The organism is Actinopolyspora xinjiangensis (genome assembly GCF_900104475.1).
GTDB classification, from domain to species: Bacteria; Actinomycetota; Actinomycetes; order Mycobacteriales; family Pseudonocardiaceae; genus Actinopolyspora; species Actinopolyspora xinjiangensis.
In genome coordinates this window covers 357296-374782 of sequence record NZ_FNJR01000004.1, presented here as the reverse complement: position 1 = coordinate 374782, position 17487 = coordinate 357296, and the positions used below count along the sequence as shown (strand labels likewise).

At 68.7% G+C, this 17487-nt stretch carries 15 protein-coding genes and 3 tRNA genes; 13 read left to right on the top strand and 5 right to left on the bottom strand.

Annotated features, from left to right (window positions below):
- Positions 1-65 precede the first annotated feature (65 nt).
- The 4 genes from BLQ75_RS08715 (at position 66) to BLQ75_RS08700 (ending at position 1696) form a co-directional block, all read left to right on the top strand.
- Positions 66-860, top strand: coding sequence for an HAD family hydrolase (locus tag BLQ75_RS08715; RefSeq protein WP_092600396.1), 795 nt, complete (start codon positions 66-68; stop codon positions 858-860).
- Between the two features lie 412 nt (positions 861-1272).
- Positions 1273-1344 (top strand) — tRNA-Gln (locus BLQ75_RS08710).
- 36 nt (positions 1345-1380) lie between these two features.
- A tRNA-Glu gene (locus BLQ75_RS08705) sits at positions 1381-1453 on the top strand.
- 170 nt (positions 1454-1623) lie between these two features.
- A tRNA-Glu gene (locus tag BLQ75_RS08700) sits at positions 1624-1696 on the top strand.
- A 356-nt stretch (positions 1697-2052) separates the two neighbouring features.
- Here the strand turns inward: BLQ75_RS08700 and BLQ75_RS08695 are convergent.
- Positions 2053-2754: an IclR family transcriptional regulator gene (locus tag BLQ75_RS08695; RefSeq protein ID WP_084133986.1), complete on the bottom strand. Its 702-nt coding sequence runs from the start codon at positions 2752-2754 to the stop codon at positions 2053-2055.
- Between the two features lie 86 nt (positions 2755-2840).
- Between BLQ75_RS08695 and leuC the strand changes: the two genes are divergently transcribed.
- From leuC to BLQ75_RS24460, 3 genes are all read left to right on the top strand, one after another.
- Positions 2841-4241 carry a 3-isopropylmalate dehydratase large subunit gene (gene leuC / locus BLQ75_RS08690; RefSeq protein WP_092600394.1) on the top strand — a complete coding sequence of 467 codons (1401 nt, stop codon included), beginning with the start codon at positions 2841-2843 and terminating at the stop codon, positions 4239-4241.
- Positions 4242-4340: 99 nt separating this feature from the next.
- Positions 4341-4943 carry a 3-isopropylmalate dehydratase small subunit gene (gene leuD, locus BLQ75_RS08685; RefSeq protein WP_092600392.1) on the top strand — a complete coding sequence of 201 codons (603 nt, stop codon included), beginning with the start codon at positions 4341-4343 and terminating at the stop codon, positions 4941-4943.
- A gap of 226 nt (positions 4944-5169) precedes the next feature.
- Positions 5170-6207, top strand: coding sequence for an HU family DNA-binding protein (locus BLQ75_RS24460; protein WP_092600390.1), 1038 nt, complete (start codon positions 5170-5172; stop codon positions 6205-6207).
- Positions 6208-6213: 6 nt separating this feature from the next.
- On the opposite strand, the gene BLQ75_RS08675 is transcribed toward BLQ75_RS24460, so the two are convergent.
- The 3 genes from BLQ75_RS08675 to cofC form a co-directional block, all read right to left on the bottom strand.
- Positions 6214-7191: an NUDIX hydrolase gene (locus BLQ75_RS08675; protein WP_092600562.1), complete on the bottom strand. Its 978-nt coding sequence runs from the start codon at positions 7189-7191 to the stop codon at positions 6214-6216.
- 51 nt (positions 7192-7242) lie between these two features.
- Positions 7243-9525, bottom strand: coding sequence for an RNA degradosome polyphosphate kinase (locus BLQ75_RS08670; RefSeq protein ID WP_092600388.1), 2283 nt, complete (start codon positions 9523-9525; stop codon positions 7243-7245).
- Between the two features lie 156 nt (positions 9526-9681).
- Positions 9682-10353: a 2-phospho-L-lactate guanylyltransferase gene (gene cofC / locus BLQ75_RS08665; protein WP_092600386.1), complete on the bottom strand. Its 672-nt coding sequence runs from the start codon at positions 10351-10353 to the stop codon at positions 9682-9684.
- Positions 10354-10457: 104 nt separating this feature from the next.
- Here cofC and BLQ75_RS08660 point away from each other — a divergent pair, with 104 nt between their 5' ends.
- From BLQ75_RS08660 to BLQ75_RS08645, 4 genes are all read left to right on the top strand, one after another.
- Positions 10458-11237 carry a lysophospholipid acyltransferase family protein gene (locus BLQ75_RS08660; protein ID WP_092600384.1) on the top strand — a complete coding sequence of 260 codons (780 nt, stop codon included), beginning with the start codon at positions 10458-10460 and terminating at the stop codon, positions 11235-11237.
- A complete protein-coding gene (locus BLQ75_RS08655; protein ID WP_092600382.1) occupies positions 11230-12270 on the top strand; it encodes an NAD(P)H-dependent glycerol-3-phosphate dehydrogenase in 1041 nt (346 codons plus the stop codon). Before BLQ75_RS08660 ends, BLQ75_RS08655 begins: the two co-directional genes overlap by 8 nt.
- A gap of 32 nt (positions 12271-12302) precedes the next feature.
- The gene (locus BLQ75_RS08650) at positions 12303-13403 is read left to right on the top strand and encodes a cystathionine gamma-lyase (RefSeq protein ID WP_092600380.1); all 1101 of its coding nucleotides are present in this window, start codon (positions 12303-12305) and stop codon (positions 13401-13403) included.
- Positions 13404-13775: 372 nt separating this feature from the next.
- Positions 13776-14222 carry a cysteine dioxygenase gene (locus BLQ75_RS08645; protein WP_092600378.1) on the top strand — a complete coding sequence of 149 codons (447 nt, stop codon included), beginning with the start codon at positions 13776-13778 and terminating at the stop codon, positions 14220-14222.
- Positions 14223-14285: 63 nt separating this feature from the next.
- Here BLQ75_RS08645 and BLQ75_RS08640 read toward each other — a convergent pair whose 3' ends face one another.
- Positions 14286-14735: a GNAT family N-acetyltransferase gene (locus tag BLQ75_RS08640; protein WP_244515346.1), complete on the bottom strand. Its 450-nt coding sequence runs from the start codon at positions 14733-14735 to the stop codon at positions 14286-14288.
- 111 nt (positions 14736-14846) lie between these two features.
- On the opposite strand from BLQ75_RS08640, the gene pdxR reads away from it, so the two are divergent.
- Positions 14847-16259, top strand: coding sequence for a MocR-like pyridoxine biosynthesis transcription factor PdxR (gene pdxR, locus BLQ75_RS08635; RefSeq protein WP_092600374.1), 1413 nt, complete (start codon positions 14847-14849; stop codon positions 16257-16259).
- A 47-nt stretch (positions 16260-16306) separates the two neighbouring features.
- Positions 16307-17398: a D-alanine--D-alanine ligase family protein gene (locus BLQ75_RS08630; protein WP_092600560.1), complete on the top strand. Its 1092-nt coding sequence runs from the start codon at positions 16307-16309 to the stop codon at positions 17396-17398.
- The last annotated feature ends 89 nt before the right edge of the window (positions 17399-17487 follow it).

Sequence of the window (17487 nt, the reverse complement as noted above, 5' to 3'; positions counted from 1 at the left end):
CAGTGACTTAAGTATCACCATGTTGGGCGAGTCGGCCACTCCGGGTGGAGGCCTAGCCTCACGGGGTGAAATCCGCACTTGAAGTATCGGCTCCGGAACGCCCCTCTGGCGTCAAAGCAGTCTGCCTGGACATCGACGACACGCTGCTGGACAGTCACCGCTCGGCTCGGAGGGCCTTCGCGTCGCTGACCGGCAACGATGCGGCGTGGCCGGTGTGGCGACGACTGACCGACGAGTACAACGCGCGCATGGCGGCGGGTGAGATCGACTTCGAGACGATGTGCCGGGAGCGCACCCGTGACTTCTTCGGCGCGTTCGGGGAACAGCTCAGCGAGGACGAGGTGCTGGCCAGGGAACAGCGCCGCATGGCCGCGCTGCGGGAGTCCTGGGAGTTGTTCGACGACGTCTCCCGCTGTCTTGAATGGCTTCGTGCCAGTGGTTTCGGGGTGGCCGCCGTAACCAACGCCCCCGGGGCGTATCAACGTCACAAGCTGGCCGCCACGGGACTGGCCGCCAGTTTCGACGCGGTCCTCATCTCGGAGGAGTGCGGGGTGGCCAAACCGTCCCCCGAGATCTTCTCCGCTGCCTGCGCGGCCCTGCGCCTCTCGCCCGCCGAGGTGGTCCACGTCGGCAACAACCTGGAGGTCGACGCCAACGGAGCCGCGTGCGCGGGCATGCACGGTGTCTGGCTGGACCGCGAGCGCAACAGCTCGGCGAGTGTGATGGTTCCCCACCGCGGGGTATCTGTGATCACGAGCCTGTGCGAGCTTCCCGAACTGCTGGTGTGCGATCTTCCGCTCGACTGGGCCGGTGGTGCCGCGCCGCCCGCTCGCGACGCGAGCATGGTCGGCTCGAGGTGAACCGCTACCGGGCCGAGTGATTCGGTGCCCTCGGAGTGCTCGCCCGGCCCAACGGCTGTCGCACGCGTGTCGTGGCGGCCCGTGGCCTCGCTGGGTGCTCCGAGTGGCGCTCCTCCGCGCCCCGAGGCGGACCGGTTCGACTCGGGGAAGTCCCGAGCCCGGAGATCCGGTCGGCTCCCCGGAACGTGGTTCGGTGGAAGACGGGGCGCGTAGGGGGCGAGATCCATCTGTCGAGGGACGTGCCGAGGATCGCGGGGTATAGCCCGCTCACCTGCTGAATCATCGTCGACAGGGGGGGTGGTTAACCGGGGTTCGCGGCCATGGTCTAGTATATTCACCAACGCGATGAACAGAGGTCATCGCACGGAACAAGTGAAAAACCGCCGAATGATACGATGTTCATCGGTGTCGATGGGGTATGGTGTAATCGGCAGCACGACTGATTCTGGTTCAGTTAGTCTAGGTTCGAATCCTGGTACCCCAGCTGAGGAAACGCTCGGTAATCCGGCGTGCCTCGTGCGGTCCCGTCGTCTAGTGGCCTAGGACGCCGCCCTCTCAAGGCGGTAACGTGGGTTCGAATCCCATCGGGACTACGGAGGCCGGGGAGCCTTTCGGCTTCGCCGTGCCACTTCACCGAGATAGGCGTGAGCTTCGCCCGCGTGGTGCCGGTCATTTCGGATTCGTGTGCTGTGTCGCACCGGGTTACGTTATGATCCGCTGACAAGTTATGGTGCTCCTTCGGGAGCTCCGCGAGAGTGCTTACGGTCCCGTCGTCTAGTGGCCTAGGACGCCGCCCTCTCAAGGCGGTAACGTGGGTTCGAATCCCATCGGGACTACTCGAGATACGGAAAGCCGGTGTGCCGCACATCGGCTTTTCGTGTGTTCAAGGGTCTGTCACCATTCCCGCCCTCGGCGGTTCCGTGGCGAGCTCGGCGGGGTGGCGCCCTCCAGTTCCTCGGATCTCCGCTGTCACCGTACGCCCAGGTGTCCGGCGATTCCGCTCGTCGGGACGACGAGTGCCACCGAGCCACCGTGCTCGGTCTCGCGGCCGGGGAACATGCCTTGCCGCGTCGAGTGGCACCCGTCCCTCGGCTCGCGCCCCCGGGTGGGCCGCGAGGTGGTGGACCGTTCCCGAGCCCCGGGAACGCGTGAAGGACACCCCGCGGCCGCCGCGACGGTGGGTGGGTTCCGATCAGAGCCTGTTCTGCAGCCCCTCGGCAGCCGCGAGCAGGTCCGCGGCCCACCTGCTGCCCGGCCTGCGCCCCATCCGGTCGATGGGTCCGGAGACCGAGATGGCGGCCACCACGGTGCCCGCCGAATCACGCACCGGTGCCGAGACGCTGGCCACTCCGGACTCCCGTTCGGCGACACTCTGCGCCCAGCCCCGCCGGCGCACCTCCATGAGGGTCCGCTCTCCGAACACGGCTTCCGCCAGTACCGCCCGCTGGGTCGCGGGATCGGACCACGCCGCGAGTACCTTCGCGCCGGAACCCGCCGTCATCGGCAGCGCCGTGTTGACCGGAACGGTGTCCCGCAGTCCGCTCGGTGGCTCGGCGGTGGCCACGCAGGTGCGCTGCATGCCGTCGCGGCGGTAGAGCTGGACGCTCTCTCCGGTGATGTCGCGGAGTTTGGGCAGCACGGCGGCCGCCGCCTCCAGCAGCGGGTCCACCGCTCCGCCCGCGAGTTCGCCGAGGGCCGGTCCGGAGCGCCAACGTCCGTCGGAGCCGCGCCGCAGCATCCGGTGAGTTTCGAGTCCGACCGCCAGTCTGTGTGCCGTTGCCCTGGGCAGTCCCGTACGCTCGCACAGTTCCGCGAGGCCGCACGGGTCCTCGGCGGCCGCCTGTAGGACGGCCACCGCTTTGTCCAGAACTCCGATACCGCTATGCTCTCCCACGGGGCGATACTAACGTCTCGTCATATGGGAAGTCCACAACGTGGGAGCCGTACCACTCGGATCCCACGGCCTCGATGGGAGGAGCGATGGGTAGCACGCTCGCCGAGAAGGTATGGAACGAGCACCTGGTGCGTCGCGGTACGGGGGACGAGCCGGACCTGCTCTACATCGACCTCCATCTCGTGCACGAGGTGACCAGCCCGCAGGCCTTCGAGGGGCTGCGGCTGGCCGACCGCCCCGTACGCCGGCCGGATCTGACGTTGGCGACCGAGGACCACAACGTGCCCACCGACGGCGCGGAGTTGCCCATCGCCGACCCGGTGTCGCGTACGCAGGTGGAAACGCTGCGCAAGAACTGCGCCGACTTCGGAGTACGGCTTCATCCCATGGGGGACTCCGAGCAGGGAATCGTCCACGTGGTCGGGCCTCAGCTGGGGCTGACCCAACCCGGGACCACGGTGGTGTGCGGCGACAGTCACACCTCGACGCACGGGGCTTTCGGTGCGCTCGCCTTCGGGATCGGCACCTCGGAGGTCGAGCACGTACTGGCCACCCAGACGCTGCCGCTGCGGCCGTTCCGCACCATGGCCGTCAACATCGAGGGAACGCTTCGCCCCGGAGTTACCAGCAAGGACGTCATCCTCGCGGTCATCGCCAAGATCGGAACCGGTGGCGGTCAGGGCTACGTGCTGGAGTACCGCGGCTCGGCGGTGGAGTCCATGACGATGGAAGCCCGCATGACCATGTGCAACATGTCCATCGAAGCCGGTGCCAGGGCGGGCATGATAGCCCCGGACGAGACGACCTTCGCCTATCTCGAGGGACGCCAGCACGCGCCTCGCGGGTCGGACTGGGACGAGGCCGTGGCGTACTGGAAGTCGTTGCGCACCGATGACGACGCGGTCTACGACGCCGAGGTGACGATCGACGCGGACGAGCTCACGCCGTTCGTGACCTGGGGGACCAATCCCGGCCAGGGGCTTCCGCTCGGGGAGCGGGTTCCCGATCCGGAGACCATCTCCGACGAGGAGTCCCGAACGGCCACCGAGAAGGCGCTGGAGTACATGGGCCTGCGCGCCGGTACCCCGTTGCGCGACATCTCGGTGGACACCGTGTTCCTCGGTTCCTGCACCAATGGTCGGATCGAGGATCTGCGCACCGCGGCCGGGATACTGCGCGACCACAAGGTCGCCGATGACGTCCGCATGCTGGTGGTCCCGGGATCCATGCGCGTTCGTCAGCAGGCCGAGGAGGAGGGGCTGCACGAGGTCTTCGAGGCCGCGGGGGCCGAATGGCGCCAGGCGGGCTGCTCGATGTGCCTGGGCATGAATCCGGACCAGCTCACGCCGGGGGAGCGCTCGGCCTCGACCTCCAACCGGAACTTCGAGGGCAGGCAGGGCAAGGGCGGTCGTACGCACCTCGTCTCCCCAGTGGTGGCGGCGGCGACGGCCGTGCGCGGCACGCTTTCCTCGCCGGAGGACCTGTAGTCACGCGGTCCGCCCCATCCGGCGCTCTCCGGGCACGACGCCCCAACACGCGCCGGCCGGAGCGGGGCGCCTCGCCTTCCGACATGTTTGGAGCAGTCCATGGAACCGTTTACCACCCACACCGGTGTCGGCGTGCCGCTTCGTCGGTCCAACGTAGACACCGACCAGATCATCCCGGCCGTGTACCTCAAGCGCGTCGCGCGGACGGGCTTCGAGGACGCGCTGTTCGCCGCCTGGCGAGCCGAGGAGGATTTCGTCCTCAACGTCGAGCCGTTCAACCGGGGCAGCGTGCTGGTCGCCGGCCCCGACTTCGGTACCGGCTCCTCCCGTGAGCACGCGGTTTGGGCGCTGAAGGACTACGGTTTTCGCGTCGTCATCTCCTCCCGGTTCGCCGACATCTTCCGAGGCAACGCCGGTAAGCAGGGACTGCTCGCCGCCCGCTGCGAGCAGTCCGATGTGGAACTGTTGTGGAAGCTGCTGGAGACCGAGCCCGGTACCAGCGTGACGGTGGACCTGAACGCGCGGACAGTGAGTGCCAAGGACCTGACCGTCGGCTTCGAGGTCGACGAGTACACGCGCTGGCGGTTGTTGGAGGGCCTCGACGACATCGGCCTGACGATGCGTTCCGAGGACAGCATCGACGCCTTCGAGCGAACCAGGCCCGGTTTCCTGCCCACCACGTTGCCAGCCCCCACCGCCTGAGGGGCGCGGTTCGGGGGCGTTTTCCCGCTCTCGAGCGTTGAAAATCGCCCCCGAACGGTAAACCGGACGAGCACTCCCGGGATGAGGGGACATCGGTTTCGCCGACCGTCAATGATGCGCCACCACCCGAAAAACGGGCGTGGCGAATGGCATCCGTTGGTGCGGAGATTTACCGTGGCCCCTGAGTCGGCCCGGACGGGCCGTAGTTGTCCTGGGAGGGACTGACGTGAACAAGGCGCAACTAATCGAGGCGTTGGCCGAACGCCTCGGTGACAAAAAAACCGCGAGTCAGGCAGTGGACAACGTCGTGGATCTCATTGTCCGCAACGTCAACAAGGGCGAGAAGGTGAATATCACGGGCTTCGGTGTTTTCGAGAAGCGCGCTCGTGCCGCCCGCACCGCCCGCAATCCGCGCACCGGGGAAGCGGTGAAGGTCCGCAAGACCAACGTGCCCGCTTTCCGGGCCGGCACCCAGTTCAAGGAAGTGGTCGGCGGCCAGCGGAAACTTCCCCGCGCCACCACCCCCAAGACCGGTACGGCGGGCCGTTCCACCTCGGCGGCTGCCAAGAGCGCTTCCGGTACCGCGCGGGCCGGAACCACCACCCGCACGGGCGGGACGAGTTCCCGCACGGGCGGAGCGACCACACGGCCCGCCACCACGAGGACGGGGGGTGCCAAGGCGAGCACCGCGAAGACCGGGACCGCGAAGGCGGGCACTTCCGCCAAGACGGCGACGAAGAGCGGTAGCACCAGGGCCACCGGCGCTTCGAAGGGCACGTCCACGACGAGCACCGCCAAGACCAGCACGGCGAGAGCGGGCTCTTCCGCCAAGACGGCGACGTCGTCCAGGGCCACCACGGGCCGTTCGAGCACGGCCAAGAGCGGTACGAGCACGAAGGCCGCGTCCAGGACCGGAACGAGCCGTACGACCGCGGCCACCTCCACGAGGACGAGCACCGCCAAGACCAGCACGGCCAAGACCGGTACGAGCGCGTCCCGGACGGGGGGTGCCAAGGCGAGCACCGCGAAGACCGGGACCGCGAAGGCGGGCACTTCCGCCAAGACGGCGACGAAGAGCGGTAGCACCAGGGCCACCGGCGCTTCGAAGGGCACGTCCACGACGAGCACCGCCAAGACCGGAACCGCCAAGACTGGCACCGCGAAGACAGGAACGTCCAAGTCCGCGACCAGCAGGACCCAGTCTTCCAAGAGCTCCACGAGTTCGACCAGGAAGTCCACTTCGAGTCGCGGAAGCAGGAAGTAGCGCTCGCTACCGTGCTTCTCGGACGCTTTCGTCTTCCGGGGCCGGGCTCGGGAAGTAGTCGGCCGCGGCGAGCAACGGGGAGGGATCCGCCCCGTTACCGGAGTGCGTGTCGGTGAGGAAGGAGAGGACCCAGACGCTGGCCTTGCGGCTGTGGACTTCGCCGATCGCCAGCCCGCCCGACCGGGACAACGAGCCGACCAGATCCGGAATGACACCGCCCTGGCTGCACACCACCGCGGTTCCGGGTTCGGAGGCGATACGCAGCAGTCGCCGCCTTCCGGCTTCCGGATCAGCTCGGTATGATTCCTCGGTCAGTGCCGGTTCGGGCTCGACGTTCGTCCGCAGGTCCTGGGCTAGTGAGTCCACCGTCTGTTCGCAGCGCAGCCTCGGAGCGGCGTGTACGCGTTCGGGGCCGAACAGCGACAGCAGGCTGTGCAGTTCCTTCTCCTGCCGCCATCCCGCGTCGCTGAGCGGTCGCAGGTTGTCGTCCTCGTGGGAGTCAGCGCGGTCGCCCGCCTCGGCGTGCCTGACCAGCAGCACGGTGCTCATGGTGGCGGGCAGGCTCTCGAACGAGTTCACCACGCCGTGGTCGTCCGCGTATGTGAGCCATTCGTGAGCCCGCGAGAGCGGGACCCAGCGCAGTTGGTCGACCTCCTCGTTGGCGACGAACTCGCCGGGGAGCGCACGCGCGGCGAAGTAGTGCACGAACTTGTCGGCGCGGGAGCCCGCCCCGCGCGGCACCTCGTAACCGATTCGGCGGAGGTGGCGGGACAGCACGCAGTCCAGTCCCGTTTCCTCACCGACCTCCCGTGCGGCGGTGTGCGCGATCGTCTCACCCGGGTCGAGCTTGCCCTTGGGCAGGGACCAGTCCCCGTACCGGGGCCTGTGCACCACGGCTATCTCCGGTTCACCGGTGGGGCCCGGCCGCCACAGTACCGCTCCGGCCGCCAGGATCACGTCCCCGTGCTCGGCGGGGGAAGGCATCGTTCCAGCCCGCTCGGTCTCGGAATCGGATTCGAGTTCGGACATCTCGACTCACACCTTAGCGCCGTGCATCCGCAGCATCTCCACCTGGTGGTCGCGAACCTGCTGGTCCTGGCGTGGCGAGGCCTCCCAGTCGCCCTTCGCGTTGAGTACCCAACAGCGGGTCTGCGGATGCAGTGCCGAGTCGAGTAGCGCGTCCAGCTCCGCTGTCAGGCGGGGGTCGGTCACCTGGACCTGTGCTTCGATCCGCCGGTCCAGATTGCGGTGCATCATGTCGGCACTGCCGATCCAGTGCTCGTTCGAGCCCTGAAAGTGAAACACTCTGGAATGTTCCAGGAACCGGCCGAGAATGGAGCGAACCTCGATGTTGTCGCTCAATCCGCTGACCCCGGCCTGCAGGGCGCAGATACCGCGTACCACGATTCTGATCGGTACCCCGGCTATCGATGCCCGGTAGAGGGCGTCGATGATCTGTTCGTCGACCAGTGAATTGACCTTCATGCGAATGCCGGCCGGCTGTCCGCTCCCCGCGAGGGATATTTCACCCTCGATGCGTTCGACTATGCCGGTTCGGATGCCCTGTGGCGAAACCAGAATTCGACGATAAGTGTCGTGTCGCGCGTATCCGGTCAGCACGTTGAACAGATCAGTCAGATCGGCGCCGATGTCGTCGTCGGCGGTGAGCAGTCCGAGGTCCTCGTACGACCGAGCTGTTTTCGGATTGTAGTTGCCGGTCCCCAGGTGGCAGTAACGCCGGAGGCTCGCCCCTTCCTGGCGGACCACGAGCGCCGTCTTGCAGTGCGTTTTCAGCCCCACCAGCCCGTAGACCACGTGCACCCCGGAACGCTCCAGCGCGCGGGCCCACTGAATGTTGGCCTGCTCGTCGAACCTCGCCTTGAGCTCGACCAGTGCCACCACCTGCTTGCCCGCCTCGGCCGCGTCGATCAGCGAGTTGACGATCGGTGAGTCACCCGAGGTCCGGTACAGCGTCTGCTTGATCGCGAGCACCTGCGGGTCCACCGCGGCCTGTTCGATGAACCGCTGCACCGAGGTGGAGAACGCGTGATAGGGATGGTGCAGCAGTACGTCGCCCTCCCGCAGCGTCGCGAAGATGCTCTTGGACGTGTTGCCCTCCGCGAACGCCGGATGGGTCGCCGGTACCATCGGCGAGCCCTTCAGATCCGGGCGTTGCAGTTTTCCCAGCTGGAACAGGCAGGACAGGTCCAGCAGGCCGCGTACCTCGACCACGTCGTGCGGATCCACGTCCAGTTCGCGCAGCAGCAGGTCGAGCATCGTCCGGCTCATCGTGTCGGCGATCTCCAGCCGAACGGGAGGGCCGAACCTCCGACGGGCGAGCTCACGTTCCATCGCCTGCAGCAGGTCCTCGTCGCGGTCCTCCTCGACCTCCAGATCCGCGTTCCGGGTGACCCGGAAGATGTGGTGCTCGGTTACCTCCATTCCCGGGAACAGTTTGTCCAGGTGCGCGGCTATGAGCTCCTCGAGCGGGATGAAGGTGCTCTGCGACCTGTCCCGGTCCTCCTCCACCCGGATCAACCGCGCCACGTTGTCCGGGACCTTGACCCGGGCGAACCTCTTGATGCCCGCCTCGGGGTCGGTGACCATCACGGCGAGGTTCAGCGACAGCCCGGAGATGTAGGGGAAGGGGTGCGCCGGATCGACGGCCAGCGGGGTGAGTACCGGGAAGACGTGGTCCTGGAAGTAGCGCGTCAGGTTCTCCCGCTCCCGCTGTTCGAGCCGGGACCAGCTCAGGACGCGGATGCCGTTGGCCTCCAGCTCCGGCAGCAGCTCGTCGAGGAACACCCGGTCGAGCCGCTCGACCAGATCCTGGTTGCGTGCCGAGATTCTGGTGAGCTGCTCGTGCGGCGAGAGACCGTCGGCGCTGCGCACCGACAGCCCGGTCTCCTCGCGCCGCTTCAGCCCCGCCACCCTGACCATGTAGAACTCGTCCAGGTTCGAGGCGAATATGGCCAGGAACTTCGCGCGCTCCAGGGGTGGTTGTGACGGGTCCTCGGCCACCGCCAGTACCCGGGCGTTGAAATCCAACCAGGACAGCTCGCGGTTCAGGTACCGGTTCTCCGGGAGATCGGTGCTGGCCGCGGCACGCGTGACCGCGGGAGGGGCGGCCGGGACACGGGCACCGTCGGGTTCGCCGGGGCGCGTGCCCGCCCCCTCGGGAGCCGGTCGGGCCTCGTCGGTCGTTGTTTCGGACGCGTTCCGCTCCCCCGGGGCGGGGGCTCCGCCGGGGTGTTGCCCTCGCGTCGGTTCGGAAAGCCGATCGTCGCCGTCCGTGCTCACATCCCTATTCTCGCTCATGAGGTAGGGGGTACGCTCATCCGATCGGATGGTGACGGAGCTTACAGTAGCTGTTCGGGCAGGCTGGGAACGGACGAGCGTGGCGGGGCTCAGGTGAGGCCGACTCCGGGGCTTCCGTGGCGGAAACCTCCCGCGGCCCCGGAGAAGAAGTGCGGACTACACCGTGTCGGGACAGCCCGCCCAGCGGTCGAGGAGTTCCGGGGCTTCGTCCCGAAGTAACGCGCGGGTGTGTTCCCCGAGCCGAAGTCGCGCGGCGGTGCGCAGGTCCGCCTCGGTGTCCACGTCGCAGCGCAGCGACTCCCACGGCCCGCGCAGCGGGTTCGCGCCGCCTTCCCGGTGGGCCGCCGCCGACCCCGGACCGAAGCTCGGCCGCAGCGGAGCCCCGCTCGAAGCCAGCAGCAAGGTCGTGCCGGTGCCCTGCCGGTCGGCGCAGCAGGCGCGCTCCGCCCCCGCCTCCGCGATCGCCCCGTCCAGTTCCCCACCGCGCAACGCGGGCAGATCGGCCTGGAGTGCACCGGTGCGGACGTGCGGCAGCCGTTCGCGGAGAACGCCGTCGCCGTGACGCAGCGCCGCGTTGAGCCCGGCGAGGGGCGCGTCCGCCAGCACCTCCACACCGTGGTCGCGGAACCGGCGCGTCAGCTCCGGATCCGAAGTGACCACGATCACCCGCAGCACCCGTTCGGCAGCCTCGGCGGCAAGCACGGTGTCCAGCGCCAGCGCCGTCACGAGCTCGGCGTGTTTTCCCGGAGGGATCTCCCCGCCACGCAACCGGGTCTTGGCCGAGTGCAACGGTTTGATGGGTACGAGCAGCTGAACTCCCACGGTCACTCCGCCATTCTGCTCCTCGCCCGAAACGGGCGGCACGACCGGTCAATGGGTGGAAACAACCCCAACGGGTATGTTGGCAGCCGCTGGAACGGAAGGAGTTTGGTGTGGCCGAGCCCAGGAGTCTGCGGCGTTCCCGCAGCGGCACCAAGGAACGTGGACGCGGTGTGGTCGGCAGGATCTGGTTGGCGATCGCCATCCTGGTGTTCTATCCGGTCAAGACGCTGCTCGCCCGAACCAGGCTGATCGGGTTGGAGCATGTTCCCGCCGAGGGCGGCGCGCTGCTGGTGCTCAACCACGTCTCGCACCTCGACCCGATCTACGACGCGGTCTCGGTGCACCGGGCGGGCAGGCTTCCCCGGTTCCTCGCCAAGCACACGCTCTGGAACTATCCGGTGCTGCGCGGCGTGCTCCGGGGGGTCGAGCAGATTCCGGTGTATCGCGGCAGCGTGAACGCCCAGCAGAGCCTGCGGGAGGCCCACCGGGCTCTGGAGCGGGGCAAAGTCGTGCTGATCTATCCCGACGGCACCATCACCAAGGACCCGGACGGTTGGCCCATGATCCCCAAGCTGGGGGTGGCGCGGCTCGCGCTGGAGCACGACGTCCCGGTGGTTCCGGTGGCGCGGTGGGGAACCAGGGAGATCTACGACCAGTACAACAAGCGTTTCCGCCCCTTCCCCCGCAAGCGGGTGACGTTGAAGTTCGGTCCGCCCGTCGACCTCTCCGCGTACCCCCGGGGCGAAGCCGACACCAGGACGCTGCGCGAGGTCACCGAGCTGATCATGCGTCTGGTGCGTGACCAGCTGGCCGAGATCAGGGGCGAGCGGGCTCCCACCGCGTTCTACTCGAGCTCCAAGCGAGGGGAGCGGAACGACGACCATGTCTGAGGCGGCCGTCGTCTCGCCGTCGGGGCCGGAGGTGCTCCGCCGCGTAGCGGTGCTGGGGGCCGGCTCCTGGGGCACCACGTTCGCGAAGGTGCTCGCCGACGCGGGGACCGAAGTGCGGTTGTGGGCGCGGCGTGCTCACGTGGCCGAGGCCGTCGAGCGCGACAGGGTCAATCCCGAGTACCTGCCGGGGATTCCGCTTCCGGAGGGGTTGCGTGCCACCGACGACGCCGCCGAAGCGCTGCACGGCGTCGACGCGGTGGTGCTGGCCGTGCCCAGCCAGACACTCCGGGAGAACCTGACCGGGTGGCAGCCCCTGCTCCCGGAGGGGGCCACCCTCGTCAGCCTGGCCAAGGGTGTGGAGCTGAGCACCCTGAAGCGGATGAGCCAGGTGATAGCCGAGGTGGCCGATGTTCCCGCCGAGCGGGTGGCGGTCGTCTCCGGCCCCAACCTCGCCAAGGAGATCGCCGAGGAGCAGCCCACCGCCACAGTGGTGGCCTGTCCGGACCACGACCGCGCGGTCGCGCTGCAGCGGGCCTGCTCGACGAGGTACTTCCGGCCGTACACCAACACCGACATCGTCGGGGTGGAGGTCGCAGGTGCCTGCAAGAACGTGATAGCGCTCGCCTGCGGGGTGGCCTCCGGGCTCGGGTACGGCTCCAACACCATGTCCACTCTCATCACCAGGGGGATCGCCGAGACGACCCGACTGGGAACGGCGCTGGGGGCCGAACCCATGACCTTCGCCGGTCTGGCCGGTACGGGGGACCTGGTGGCGACCTGTGTCTCGCCGTTGTCCCGCAACCGTACGTTCGGGGAGCGGCTGGGACGTGGCGACTCCGTCGCGGAGGCGCAGCGGGCCGCGCACGGCCAGGTGGCCGAGGGGGTCAAGTCCTGCCGCTCGTTGTGCGAGCTGGCGGCCGCCAACGGGGTGGAAATGCCGATAGCCGAGGTGGTCCACCGCGTGTGCCACGAAGGACTGGATCCGATCCCCGCCGCGGCCGAGTTGCTGGGGCGGGACCGCAAACCGGAGTAGCGACCGACACGCTCGACAGGAAGGAGACTCCGTTGTACGGGGACGGGACGCGCTGCGTACACGGTGGAGAGACCGAACCGGCCCCGGGGGAGCCGTTCATGCCCGGTCCGGTGTTCGCGGCCCCGTACCACCTGGGGGGATCCGACCGGCTCGGTGACTCCGACTTCTACGGCAGGGGCGGAAACCCCAGCTGGCGTGCTTTGGAGGCCGCCATCGGGGATCTGGACGGCGGGCGGTGCCTGCTGCTGCCGTCCGGGATGGCGGCCATCGGAACCCTGCTGCGGGCCGTGCTGCACGCGGGCGATGTGTTGGTGCTTCCCACCGACGGTTACTACGCCACCAGGGAGTTCGTGCGCACCGAGCTCTCCGAGCTGCACCTGGAGGTGCGCGAGGTCCCCACCGCGGGCCCCTTCCCCGACGGCGTTTTCGACGGCGCCCGCCTGGTGTTGCTGGAGACGCCCTCCAATCCGGGGCTCGACGTCTGCGACATCGCCGCCCTGGCCGAGCGCGCGCACGCGGCGGGAGCACTGGTGGCGGTGGACAACACGACCGCCACCCCGCTGGGGCAGCGACCGCTGGAACTCGGCGCCGACGCGGTGCTCGCAAGTGACACCAAGGCGCTGTGCGGTCACAGTGACCTGTTGCTCGGCCACGTCAGTGTGCGCGACGAGGACCTCGCGTGGCGGCTCGTCCGCGTCCGCACGCTTTCCGGCGCGATCCCCGCCCCGTTCGAGACCTGGCTGGCACACCGCAGCATGGCCACGCTCGACCTGCGGCTCGCTCGGCAGGCCGAGAACGCCGCCGCACTGGCCGAGGCGCTGTCCGGGCACCGGGCCGTCTCCGGAGTGCGTTGGCCCGGTATGCCGTCCGACCCCGCCCACGAGGTCGCCGCCCGACAGATGCGCCGGTGGGGTGGGGTACTGCGCTTCGAACTGCGGGACGCCGAGGCGGTGGAGCGGTTGGTGAGCCGAAGTGGTCTCGTCTCCGGGGCGACGAGTTTCGGGGGCGTACACAGCACCGTCGATCGGCGTGCGCAGTGGGGCGACCCCGTTCCCGAGGGGTTCGTGCGGTTTTCCGCCGGGTGCGAGGACACCGAGGATCTCGTGGCCGATGTCCTCGCCGCGCTGGACTGACCGGAACTCGCCGTGGGGTTTACCTTTCGGTCGTGGCGAGCCCGTGATCTCATGGGGCGTGCGGTGCCAGGTGGGCGGAGCGGCTCGCGGAAGGCCACGATGGTGTGAGATCTCGCGGAGACATCGGGAAGTTCCTTGACCTCCCGGCGTGTGGCTGCTCAACTGGAAACCGTGTTTGTGTGCGCTGAGAAGGCGAACCCGACGGCGGTCCGACTCCCAGTCGGTCAGTACCGCCATGTCGAGCTGCGCCTGGTAGCCAGCGCGCTGTGTCCTTCGCGATGAGTTACAGCGCGATCGTGGATCGCTGATCCGCGAGTCGCCGATGTTCTTGTCCTCATCCACCTCTCACTTGACCGCGAAGGATCTCTCACCGTGTTCGCCGTTCCACCGAATACTGTCCTGGACGCGTCCGGACGCACCCGGGCCCACCCCGCGCTGATCGCCCGCGACGTCGCGAACGACCGTCGCCACTGGGCGCACCTGGTGCGCTATGACCGGGAACAGCGCTGGTCCCGGCTGCTGCGCCGTACAGCCGACCACGAGGTCTGGATTCTGAGCTGGCTTCCCGAGCAGCACACCGAACTGCACGACCACGGAGGCGCCGACGGTGCGTTCATCGTGGTCTCCGGTGTGCTCACCGAGCGCGCGGTGCGTTCCGATTCCGGACATCACCGGGCCGAGGTGCTGCACACGCTCGTCGCGGGCCAGTCACGGGTTTTCGGGCCCCACTACGCTCACCAGGTGAACAACGAAGGCCCGGATCCGGCGATCAGCATCCACGTCTACCGCCCGGCCCGGGCGGTCAACCCCACCGGCTAGAGAGTTTCTCCGGAACCGAGGAGTTCCGGTGCGCTCTTCCTCGCCGTACGTCCTCGGGGTGGTTCAGGAGGACGTGACCGTGGAGTCGAGCTTTCGCACGAAGTGCGTGGAAGGCGCGGTGAACCCGCTGTTCGCGTACAACCGGTGAGCGGCGTGTCGTCCGTTGCCCGAGTCGAGGTGGATCTCGCCCGCCCCCGTCGCCGCCGCCTCCCGTTCTATCCAGCGCAACAGCTCACCCGCGTAACCGTTTCCCCTGGCCCGAGGCAGGGTGCACAGATCGTCGACGTAGACGTAGTGTCCCCAGGCAAGGCACTCACCGGCCCGGAATCCGGCAGCCGCCACCACCCGTTCCTCCGGGGCGTAGGCAGCTATGAGCCGGTAGCCGTGCCGTCGTTGCCTGCCGACCGCGGCCAGGAACTCCGCGACCGTCTCAAAATGCGGCCGCAGTTCCCGGAGCACCGGATACGCGGCCACGGTCTCCTCGTGATCGAGCTCCCTGACCAGCAATGCCACCTCCCGATTGGCGTGCGTTGGGTGGGCGTGCGCTCGCCGACCCGGCGACCGCCTCCGTAGCGTCGCCCGAAAGGTGGCATCATTGAAGGGCCATTCAGGGAGTATTCGAAAATGCCACCCAGGGTTTTCCCTTCCGGAGCGCCGCCGTTGGAACTGGCGGTGGAGCTGGACCGTGCGAGTCCCCGACCGTTGGCGGCGCAACTCGCCGCGGAGTTGCGCGACGCCGCTACCCGGGGCCAACTCCGACGCGGTGACCGGCTGCCCTCCACACGTGCGCTGGCCCGGCACCTCGACGTCAGTCGCACCGTCACGGCGGCCGCCTACGAGCAGCTCCACGCCGAGGGTTGGATCGCGGGCAGGCACGGGTCCGGCACCTACGTCACGGCGGCTCCGCCCGGAGTGTCCGGAACCACGCGGGGTGGCGAGGTCTCCGAGCGGGAGACCGGAACGGAGGAGGGGGTGTTACTCGCCCCCGGCGCACCGTGGTCGGAGGGCATCGACCGTGCCGCCTGGCGCCGCGCCTGGCGCGCCGCCGGGGACAAGGCTCCGTCCACCCTGCCCTACCGGGCCGGGGTTCCGGAGTACCGCGCGGCCGTCGTCGAGCACCTGTTGCGCCACCGCGGTCTGGTGGTGGAGGGCCCCGCCGAGAACTCGGTGCTGGCCACGGCCGGTACCACCTCGGCCCTCGCCGAACTGGCCGCCTCGGTGCTGCGTCCCGGGATGTCGGTGGCCATCGAGGACCCCGGATACCAGCGGGCGGTGGGGGCGTTGCGCGCGGCCGGTGTCGAGGTGCACCCGGTGCCGGTGGACCACTCCGGGATCGTGGTGGAACGTATCCCCGAACACGTGAACGCCGTCTACTGCTCGCCCGCTCACCAGTATCCCCTCGGGGGGAGGATGCCGGCCCAGCGGCGGACCGCGCTGATCGAGCGGGCACGAGCGGCCGGGTGGTTGATCGTCGAGGACGACTACGACGGAGAACTGCGTTACGACGTGGCTCCGCTGCCGGTCCTGGCCGCCATGGCGCCGGACGTGGTGGTGCACCTGGGCACCACCAGCAAAATACTCACCCCCACGCTCGGGGTCGGCTGGCTGCTCGCCCCGGAGTGGGTGACCGCCGCCGTGCTGGAGTACCGCCAACGCACCGGCACCCGACCCGCCCCGGCGGGGCAGTGGCTGCTCACCGAGTTCGCCGCCAACGGGGACCTGGGCAGGCATCTGCGGCGGTTGCGGCGTGAGTTCTCCCGCAGGAGGGAGCTGATCGTGGCGGCTTTCGATCGGGCGGGCTTCGAGCTGTTCGGGGACCGAGCCGGGGCACACGTCGTGCTGCCGCTGTCGGACGGCGAAGCCGAGCGCCGCGTCATCGGGGACCTGGGGAGACGCGGGGTGTTCGTCGACGGTCTGCGCAGGCACCACCTGGCCCAGCAGCAGTGGTACGGGCTGGCCCTCGGATACGCGGCCTGTGGCGAGCGGGAGCTGCGGAGCACGCTGCCGCTCCTGGTCGAGGAGATCGCCGGGGGGTGATCAGCCGCCGGCGGTCCGCGCGTTCCGGGGGAGGTATGGTGCTCCGTATGGCAGAACGCAAGGTCCGGGTGGCCGTCGTCTTCGGCGGGCGCAGCACCGAACACGGTATCTCCTGTCTCTCCGCCGGTAGTGTGCTCGCTCATCTGGACCGGGAGCGTTTCGAGGTCGTGCCCGTCGGGATCACGCGTGGTGGAACCTGGGTCCTGGGGCCGGACGACGAGGAGCAGCTGCGCATCAACGACCGGGTCGAGCCGGAGATCACCGATGGCAGGACGCTGACCCTGCCGGCCGATCCCGGCAGCCGTGAACTGGTCTCGCTGGAGTCGGGCAGTGTGGGTGAGGTGCTGTCCGGAGTGGATGTCGTGCTGCCGATGCTGCACGGTGCCTTCGGCGAGGACGGCACCATCCAGGGACTGCTCGAGATGGCGGGCATCCCGTACGCGGGCCCCGGAGTGCTGGCCAGCTCGGCCGCCATGGACAAGGAGTTCGCCAAGAAGCTCCTCGCGGCCGAGGGGCTCGCGGTCGGAACCTACGAAGTGCTTCGCGGGGACGAGCCCACACTGGACGAGCACCGCAGGGAACGGCTGGGGCTGCCCGTGTTCGTCAAGCCGGCTCGTGCCGGTTCCTCGGTGGGCATCACCAGGGTCACCGATTTCGCCGAACTCGACGACGCGATCGCCGAGGCACGGCGCACCGATCCCAAGGTGATCGTCGAGTCCGCGCTGTCCGGGCGTGAGATCGAGTGCGGTGTGCTGGAGTTCCCCGACGGGAAGGTCACCGCCTCCGCTCCCGCGGAGCTGCGGGTCGAGGGCGGCGCGGGTTGGTACGACTACGAGTCGAAGTACCTCGACGACATCACCGAGTTCGACGTGCCCGCCAAGCTTTCCGACGAGGACGCGGAACGGTTGCGCGAGGCCGCCGTCACCGCCTTCCGCGCCCTGGACTGCCAGGGGCTGGCCCGGGTCGACTTCTTCCTCACCGAGGACGGGCAGGTGGTGGTCAACGAGGTCAACACCATGCCGGGGTTCACCCCGATCTCGCTGTACCCCAGAATGTGGGCGCACGCCGGTATCGAGTACTCGAGTCTGCTGAGCATCCTGCTGGACACCGCCATCGCCCGCGGCACCGGGCTTCGGTGAGCGCCGCGTCGCGGACACCGCTCCGCGAGACCGATTCGTGACGGCGAACCGCACCGGTTCGGGTGGCCCGGAGGCCGGTGCGCGGGACC

Coding starts and splice junctions, on each gene's coding strand:
- BLQ75_RS08630 (WP_092600560.1), top strand. CDS start 16,307: ATGGCAGAACGCAAGGTCCGGGTGGCCGTCGTCTTCGGCGGGCGCAGC.
- BLQ75_RS08675 (WP_092600562.1), bottom strand. CDS start 7,191: ATGCCTTCCCCCGCCGAGCACGGGGACGTGATCCTGGCGGCCGGAGCG.
- BLQ75_RS08670 (WP_092600388.1), bottom strand. CDS start 9,525: ATGAGCGAGAATAGGGATGTGAGCACGGACGGCGACGATCGGCTTTCC.
- BLQ75_RS08655 (WP_092600382.1), top strand. CDS start 11,230: ATGTCTGAGGCGGCCGTCGTCTCGCCGTCGGGGCCGGAGGTGCTCCGC.
- leuC (WP_092600394.1), top strand. CDS start 2,841: ATGGGTAGCACGCTCGCCGAGAAGGTATGGAACGAGCACCTGGTGCGT.
- pdxR (WP_092600374.1), top strand. CDS start 14,847: ATGCCACCCAGGGTTTTCCCTTCCGGAGCGCCGCCGTTGGAACTGGCG.
- leuD (WP_092600392.1), top strand. CDS start 4,341: ATGGAACCGTTTACCACCCACACCGGTGTCGGCGTGCCGCTTCGTCGG.